This is a genomic window from Mycobacterium sp., from assembly GCF_051006775.1.
GTDB lineage: Bacteria > Actinomycetota > Actinomycetes > Mycobacteriales > Mycobacteriaceae > Mycobacterium.
In genome coordinates this window covers 1-7,287 of record NZ_JBPCSX010000024.1, presented here as the reverse complement: position 1 = coordinate 7,287, position 7,287 = coordinate 1, and the positions used below count along the sequence as shown (strand labels likewise).

Below are 7,287 nucleotides of genomic sequence, written 5' to 3'. Positions count from 1 at the left end.
GGCGGGGTGGGCACATCGACGCCGGCGCGCAACGTCACCGGGGTGCGCGGGGCGATATCGGTGGCCGAGACCGACACCGTCTGCCCGTCGATGGCCAGGGCCTCGCAGGCACGGCCGACGCCGCGGCCCACCGAGCACTGCGCACCCGATACCGGTCCGGGCAGCGTGACGGTGATCTCGGCACGGTCGATCTGGTTGTTCCACGCCGGGGCGATCACATTCCAGAAGAACGCCGAGGGCGCGCCCGCGTCGCCGGTGGATGACGCGAACTCCTTACGCGCGCCGGTGCTGCCGGGGTCGAGCACCCCGGCGACTGTGTAGCGGATGCGGAAGACGTGGGTGCCGGCGCTCAGGTAGTAGTCGGCGTCACCGATCTTGGCCACCAGGAACCGCTCGTCGTCCTGCCAGGACAGCTCGAAGTTCACCGGTTGGTCGTCGAGGGAGATCTCGGAGACGTCGGGGACCTGACGGGCGTGGGAGTCGTTGGGATTGGCGATATCCCAGAATCGAAAGATTCCGTGCCGGCCGGAGGGAAACTCCGCGGTTATGGTCTCAGTGGCCTGCATCATGCCGTCGCGGCCGACGACGAAGTCGGCGCGGAAATCACTGAAGACCACAGGGTCGGCAACCGCGGTGCCGCCCTGAGCCAGAGAACTGAACAGGACCGGCCACAGCAGGCCGATCGCGCACAGCAGTACCGGAATCAACCGTGCGACCCTGCGGCCGACCGACTTCATCAGGCCTCCCCTGCTTTCGAACTCCCCAGCCTAGGCGTTGTGTCTCGGGTTCGGCACTGCGCAGGCAAACTCGCACAATCCGGGCGTCGCGCTCTACGGTGACATTTCAGCCCCATCCGCAGGGAGATGCCGATGACCTCTGATGACCCATACCTCGCCCACCATGTGGTGCGCGAGACACGGCCGGCGGACCGTATGCATCGCTACGACCCGCATCTGGCCGGACTGGTCTTCGAGTACGTGCGCACCCGGCTCAGCTTCACCGACACACCGCTGGACAACCCGCTGCCACCGGAGCCGATCATCGAAGCCCTCGAGGGATTCATCGACGACTACGGCCGCGATCCGCGCGAGGTGCTCGACGCATACGTGGGGCATATCGCCGCAAATGTGCTCTCCACCGACAGCCCCCGGTTCTTCGGCTTCATACCTGCGGCCCCGACCAAGGCCGCGCTGTTGTTCGACACCGTCGTCTCGATCGCCTCGCTGCAGGGCTGCTCGTGGCTGGAGGCGTCCGGGGCGATCGTCGCGGAGAATCAGGTGCTGCGCTGGATCGCCGATCTGGCCGGTATGCCGGAATCGGCGGGCGGCACATTCGTCTCCGGCGGTTCGGCGGCGAACCTGTCGGCACTGGCCGTCGCGCGGGAGATCGGGCGGCAGCGCTTCGGCATCCGCGAGGTGCGGATCGCCTGCAGCGACGAGGCGCACTCCTCAGTCGCCAACGCCTGCCGGATCCTGGATGTGGAACCGTTCGTCGTGCCGACCGACGACCACCGATTCACCGGCGAGGCACTGCGGGCCGCACTCGACGGTCCCGGCGGCGACTCGGTCGTCGCGGTGGTGGCCACCTCAGGCACCACCAATGCCGGAATCGTCGACGACCTGGCGGGTATCTCCGAGGTCTGCCGCGAACGCAATCTGTGGATGCACGTCGACGGCGCCTATGGCGGCGCCGCACTGCTGTCGGATCAAAAGTGGCGGTTCGCCGGACTCGAGCACGCCGATTCGTTCATCACCGATCCGCACAAGTGGTGGTTCGCACCGTTCGACTGCGCGGCGGTGATCTATCGCGACCCCGATCAAGCCGCTTCGGTGCACACCCAGCACGCGTCCTACCTTGATCCGCTGCACCAGTCCGACCATCCGGAGTTCTGGAATCCGACCGATCTGGCGCATCATCTCAGCCGCCGGGCCCGCGGGCTGCCGCTGTGGTTCTCACTGGCCGTGCATGGAGTGCACGCGTATCGCCATGCGGTGCAACATGTTCTGGACCTGACCCAGGAGGTCGCCGCGCTCGTCGAGGCCGCACCTCATGTGGAACTGATCCGCGAGCCCGGGTTGTCGATCGTGCTGTGGCGCAGGCCCGGCTGGGGTAAGGATGACTACCTGCGCCTGCAGGATGAGCTGCTGGCCGCGCAGGTCGCATTCGCCACCCCGACGGTGTGGGAAGGCGAGGTGATCGGTCGGTTCGCGTTGCTGCATCCCTCGACCACCATCGAGATGGTGCAGGCCGTCCTCGACGCCGTGCGCTGAGTCCGCCCCCGCGCCCGCCCGGTGCCCTGGATCAGCCGACGTGCAGAGGGTCGATCTGTACCCGAACCGCATCATGCTCGTGGCGGGCGCTGTGCACCGCGACCGCTGAGCGCAGTGCACCGGCCAGTGCCAATCCCTGGTCGCGGCTGACCCGGATCAGCATCCGGATGGCCGGCTCATCGGCCCCCATCGCCGGCGGACGACGCACTCCCGGCGGAAGGTCCATCGGGCCCAGCACATCAGCGTCCGGCGGTAACGCGGTCTGCTCGATCAGAGCGTTGACCGCATCCGAGGCACCATCGATGGCTGCGATATGCACCGCCGGCGGCAGTCCTACCGCGGTGCGGCCGGCAAGTTCAGCTTCGGCGTGGCCGACTGGATCCCACTTGATCAGCGCTTGGACGGTCGGGATCGCCGACTCGGCAACCACCGCGACGGTTCCGCCGTCGGACATGCTGCGCACCTGTGCGGCCACTGCCATCCAGCGCCGCAGGGTGTCCTCGGCGGCGCGCAAATCCTGGCGGCCCAGCATCGACCAGCTGTCCAGCAGCAGCGCCGCACCGTAGCCGTCGGGAGCATGTGGTTCAGCCCCCGGTGTCGCCACTACCAGCGCCGGTCCGGACCCGATCTCGGTATGTACCGCGTCACCGGCCGAGGTGATCACCGGGATGCCCGGGAAGGCGCGGCCGAGTTCCTCCGCGGTCCGCCGCGCCCCGACCACCACGGCGCGAATCGCGTCGGCCCCGCACGTGCGGCAGCGCAGCGCACTGTCGACCCGTCCGCACCAGCGACAGGTGGCACCCTCGGCGTCACGATCGGACAGCGACAGCGGGCCCATGCAGTGCCGGCACCGGGCAACGGTGCGGCAACGTGCGCACGCCACCGTCGGCAGGTAACCCCGCCGCGGAACCTGGATGAGAACCGGCGCCCCCCGCTCGAGTGCGGTCCGCGCCGCCTGCAGAGCCATCGACGGCAACCGGGCGGTGCGGGCCGCCGCGTCACGTTCATCGGCGAAACCGCCGTCATCGATGGCCACCACCCGGGGCGAGCATCCGCGCACCACCGACCGGGCCGCCACCAGATCATGCGACCAGCCACCGGCCACCAATGCCTGCGCCTCGGCGGTGCGCGAGTAGCCGCCGATCAAAGCGGCACAACGTAATTGGTGAGCTCGGAGCATGCCGACGTCCCGGGCGTGCGGGTAGGGCGCCCGCGGCTCGGACAGGCTGTCGTCGCCGTCGTCCCAGACCACCACCAGACCAAGCCGATCGACCGGGGCGAACACCGCGCTGCGGGTGCCGATCACCAGTCGGGCCTGCCCGCGCAGAACCGACAGCCAGCGCCGGTATCGCGCCGCGGGCCCCAGTCCGGCGGCCAGGGCAACAACCGCCGACTCGTCGATGCGGGTGATCGCGGCACGCCACACCGCGTCGACGTCACGCTGATCGGGAACCACGATCAGCACACCGTGCCCGCCGCCGACCGCCGCCGCGGCCGCCTCAGCCAACCGATCACACCAGTTCTCCCCAGGCAGCGCCTGCCACACCGCCCGGGCGGCCCGGCCGTCGCGCAGCGCCCCCAGGAACTGCTCACCCTTGCCGTAGCGGGCCCAACCGGATGGGTCGACGGGTTGGACGACCGGTAGCAGCGGCGGTTCACCAGCGGCTTTCTCGGCACCGGCATGCCGCGGTGGGACAGCCAGCCGAAGCACATCAGGTCGGGTGCCGGCGTAGCGAGCGGCGACAGCGTCAACGAGCCGACGCACCTCGCCGGTGAGTACCGGTTCGGCGGAGATCACCCGGTCCAGCCAGCCGAGTCTCCCTGCGTGATCGGTGTCGGAGCGCCGCTCGAGCACGAAGGCGTCGACCAGCCGGCCGTGGAAGCGCACCCGGACCCGGACCCCGGGCTGGGCGTCATCGGATTGATCGGCGCTGACCAGGTAGTCGAACTCCCGATCCAGATGGGGCACCGAGAGCATCGGTAGCACCCGGGCTATGGGTTCGTGCTCAGCGGCACGACGATCAGATGCGCTCACGGTCAGCTTCGCGAGCGACCGAAGAAGAAGCCCGCCGTGATGAGCACCTGCGATGCGGCGTATACCCACCAGATCGGAAGTTCCAGCGCCTGCGCTCCCAGCACGAACTGCCCGACCCCGATCATTCCGTCGGACACCGCGAACAGCACCGCGCCCAGCGCGGTCCACGGAGTGGGCAGCCCAGCAACAAGAGCTGCGCACACCATGGCGCCGAGCACCGTGACATACACCGTGACCGGGACCGCCATACCCTGCTCGAGCAGCCGGGGCCAGAACCGCACCAGCATGCCGCCGCAGGCAACAATCACCGCCGCCACCGCAATCCCTCTACCCCGACTCGGGGTGCCGCGCAGCGGCAGCAGCGCTCCCAGATAGCACAGATGCGCGATCAGAAATGCTCCCAGTCCGCACACGAAAGCTGGTGTCCACCAGGGGATTCCCAGCATGAAATCGCCCGCGCCCGATAGCAGTAGAGCCGGGACCAGCCAGCGACGCTCGCGGCCGATCGGATGGTTCAGGGCAGCGACCGCGAGCAAAACCGCCATGGCCGCCTTGATCACCGGCTGTCCGGCGAAGCGTCCGGTGAGGTCGGCGCCGAAGGGAAGCCCGAGCGCGACCACGGCGAGGGCGAGGCCGTAGCCGACTGCTGCGGCCAAGCCTGCAGACCACCATGCCCGCACCGCGCGGGGGGTGCCGACGTAGCGTGTGCCCATGACCGCATCACCGGAACCCATTGACGCCATTCTGCAGAAGGTACTGGAAGCGGTGCCGTTCAAGTTGTCGGTCGAGGGCGGTATCGCCGAGGCCCGCCGGGGACTACGCGATCTGCCGCGCCGTCCGCTGCATCCCGATCTGCGAGTGGAGGACCACCAGATCGACGGGCCCGATGGGACGATCCCGATCCGGGTCTACTGGCCGGAGGGCGGCTCTGAACCCCACCCGGTCACGGAATCCGACACCGCCCGGCCGCTGCCGGTCACGATGTTCTTCCACGGCGGTGGGTTCGCCCTCGGCGACCTCGACACCCACGACGTCACAGCCCGCCAGCACGCCGTCGGCGCCGACTCTGTTGTGGTGTCCGTCGACTATCGGCTGGCCCCGGAGCACCCATACCCGGCGGCGGTCGAGGATGTCTGGGCTGCTACCCGATGGATAGCGGATAACGCCGGGCGGTTCGGGGCGGACGCATCGCGGCTGGCGGTGGCCGGCGACTCCGCCGGCGGGACCCTGTCGGCGGTGGTGGCCCAACTGGCCCGCGACAGCGCCCGGGCGGGGCAGAACGGCCCGAATGTGGTCTTCCAGCTGCTCTGGTACCCGTCCACGATGTGGGATACCTCACTGCCGTCCTTCACCGAGAACGCCAACGCACCGGTCCTGGACAACGCCGCCATAGAGGCGTTCACCACCTGGTACGCCGGTCACCTGGACCTGGATGACCCGCCGGCCAGCCTGGCCCCGGGCCGCGCTGCCGACCTGTCCGGGCTGGCACCGGCATATGTGGCCACCGCCGGACATGACCCGCTGCGCGACGACGGCGCACGCTACGCCGAGCTGCTTGCCGCCGCCGATGTGCCCGTTGAGCTGCACAATGCCGCCAGCCTGGTGCACGGCTACCTGGGCTACGCCGGCGTGGTGCCGGCCGCCACCGCAGCCACCGATCGGGGTCTGGCCGCACTTCGGGCTGCGCTGCACCCCTGACCTGCACCTCTGACCAGTAACGTTTGAAGGACCTGCGACGACAAGCAACAATGAACGCAGTGTTCCCAAACCTGGAGGCTCAGATTCATGACATCCGCTGACAACCGGCTTTTCGCCCGTTTCTGCATCGGCAGCCTGGTCGCCGGCTTCGCCGTGGCCGGCTTGGCGGCGCCGGTGGCGTCGGCAGCCCCCGACTGCAGCCCCGCGTCGATCGAGGCCACAAAGGCCAACATCGGCGGTCAGGCGCAGGCCTATATGGATTCGCACCCGTCCGGCAATCAGATGCTGCTGACCGCGGCGTTGCAGCCACGAGCGCAGGCCTCGGCAACCATCGCGGCCTACGCGAAGTCCAACCCTCAGGAGTTCAACGAGTTCAAGGCCATCCTGGCCCCGCTGGGCACGCTGCAGAGCCAGTGCGGCGTGTCCGTGGTTCCGGCGCAATTCCAGTGGGCGTTCGACCAGTTCGTCGGCTGACGCTCCCCTGAACCAACGAAAAGCGGCTCCAGTCCCGGACTGGAGCCGCTTTTTCTATGCCTTTTCCGGAGCCTTTTCTTGAGCCCCGGTGACCACTACACCGAGTTCTTCAGGTCCTCAACCTTGTCGAGCCGCTCCCACGGCAGATCCACGTCGGTACGGCCGAAGTGGCCATACGCCGCGGTCTGGGCGTAGATCGGGCGCAGCAGGTCCAGATCCCGGACGATCGCCCCCGGACGCAGGTCGAACACCCCGCTGATCGCCTTCTCGATGCGGTGCGGGTCGACCGTCTCGGTGCCGAAGGTCTCGACGAACAGGCCGACCGGAGCCGCCTTGCCGATGGCGTAGGCGACCTGCACCTCGACCCGCTCCGCAAGTCCGGCCGCTACCACATTCTTGGCCACCCAGCGCATCGCGTAGGCCGCCGAACGGTCCACCTTGGACGGGTCCTTGCCGGAGAAGGCGCCCCCGCCGTGCCGGGCCCAGCCGCCGTAGGTGTCGACGATGATCTTGCGGCCGGTCAGGCCCGCATCACCCATCTGACCGCCGACCACGAAGTTACCGGTCGGGTTGACCAGCAGCCGAAAGTCGGAGGTGTCCAGGCTCTCGTGGGCAAGATCATGCAGGACGGCGTTGACGACCTTCTCCCGGATGTCGGGGGTCAGCTGCTTGATCAGGTCGATATCGTCGGCTTGCTGGGTGGACAGCACCACGGTGTCCAGCCGGATCGGAGTGGTGCCCTCGTACTGGATGGTCACCTGGGTCTTGCCGTCCGGGCGCAGATACGGCAGCTTGCCGTTCTTGCGGACC

7 protein-coding genes are annotated in these 7,287 nt (G+C 68.6%); 3 read left to right on the top strand and 4 right to left on the bottom strand.

The annotated features are described in order from the left end of the window. Positions 1 to 737 (bottom strand): DUF2207 domain-containing protein (locus ACR2JI_RS01535; protein ID WP_526387292.1); only part of this gene is annotated, 737 nt, incomplete at its 3' end. A 132-nt stretch (positions 738 to 869) separates the two neighbouring features. On the opposite strand from ACR2JI_RS01535, the gene ACR2JI_RS01530 reads away from it, so the two are divergent. Then, positions 870 to 2,270, top strand: a complete 1,401-nt coding sequence (locus tag ACR2JI_RS01530; protein WP_526387290.1) for a pyridoxal phosphate-dependent decarboxylase family protein — start codon at positions 870 to 872, stop codon at positions 2,268 to 2,270. A 31-nt stretch (positions 2,271 to 2,301) separates the two neighbouring features. Here ACR2JI_RS01530 and ACR2JI_RS01525 read toward each other — a convergent pair whose 3' ends face one another. Together ACR2JI_RS01525 and ACR2JI_RS01520 are read right to left on the bottom strand one after the other, a co-directional pair. Beyond that, positions 2,302 to 4,248, bottom strand: coding sequence for a primosomal protein N' (locus ACR2JI_RS01525; protein WP_526387294.1), 1,947 nt, complete (start codon positions 4,246 to 4,248; stop codon positions 2,302 to 2,304). 59 nt (positions 4,249 to 4,307) lie between these two features. Next, positions 4,308 to 5,018, bottom strand: a complete 711-nt coding sequence (locus ACR2JI_RS01520) for a lysoplasmalogenase family protein (protein WP_526387288.1) — start codon at positions 5,016 to 5,018, stop codon at positions 4,308 to 4,310. Here ACR2JI_RS01520 and ACR2JI_RS01515 point away from each other — a divergent pair. Continuing rightward, positions 5,017 to 6,003, top strand: a complete 987-nt coding sequence (locus tag ACR2JI_RS01515) for an alpha/beta hydrolase (protein ID WP_526387286.1) — start codon at positions 5,017 to 5,019, stop codon at positions 6,001 to 6,003. The two genes, ACR2JI_RS01520 and ACR2JI_RS01515, sit on opposite strands and share 2 nt — an antisense overlap. 87 nt (positions 6,004 to 6,090) lie before the next feature. Further along, on the top strand, positions 6,091 to 6,477 hold the full coding sequence (locus ACR2JI_RS01510) for a hemophore-related protein (protein WP_526387284.1): 387 nt from the start codon (positions 6,091 to 6,093) through the stop codon (positions 6,475 to 6,477). Positions 6,478 to 6,572: 95 nt separating this feature from the next. On the opposite strand, the gene metK is transcribed toward ACR2JI_RS01510, so the two are convergent. Then, positions 6,573 to 7,287, bottom strand: a 715-nt coding sequence (gene metK, locus ACR2JI_RS01505) for a methionine adenosyltransferase (RefSeq protein WP_526387282.1), incomplete at its 5' end; no start/stop codon positions are given.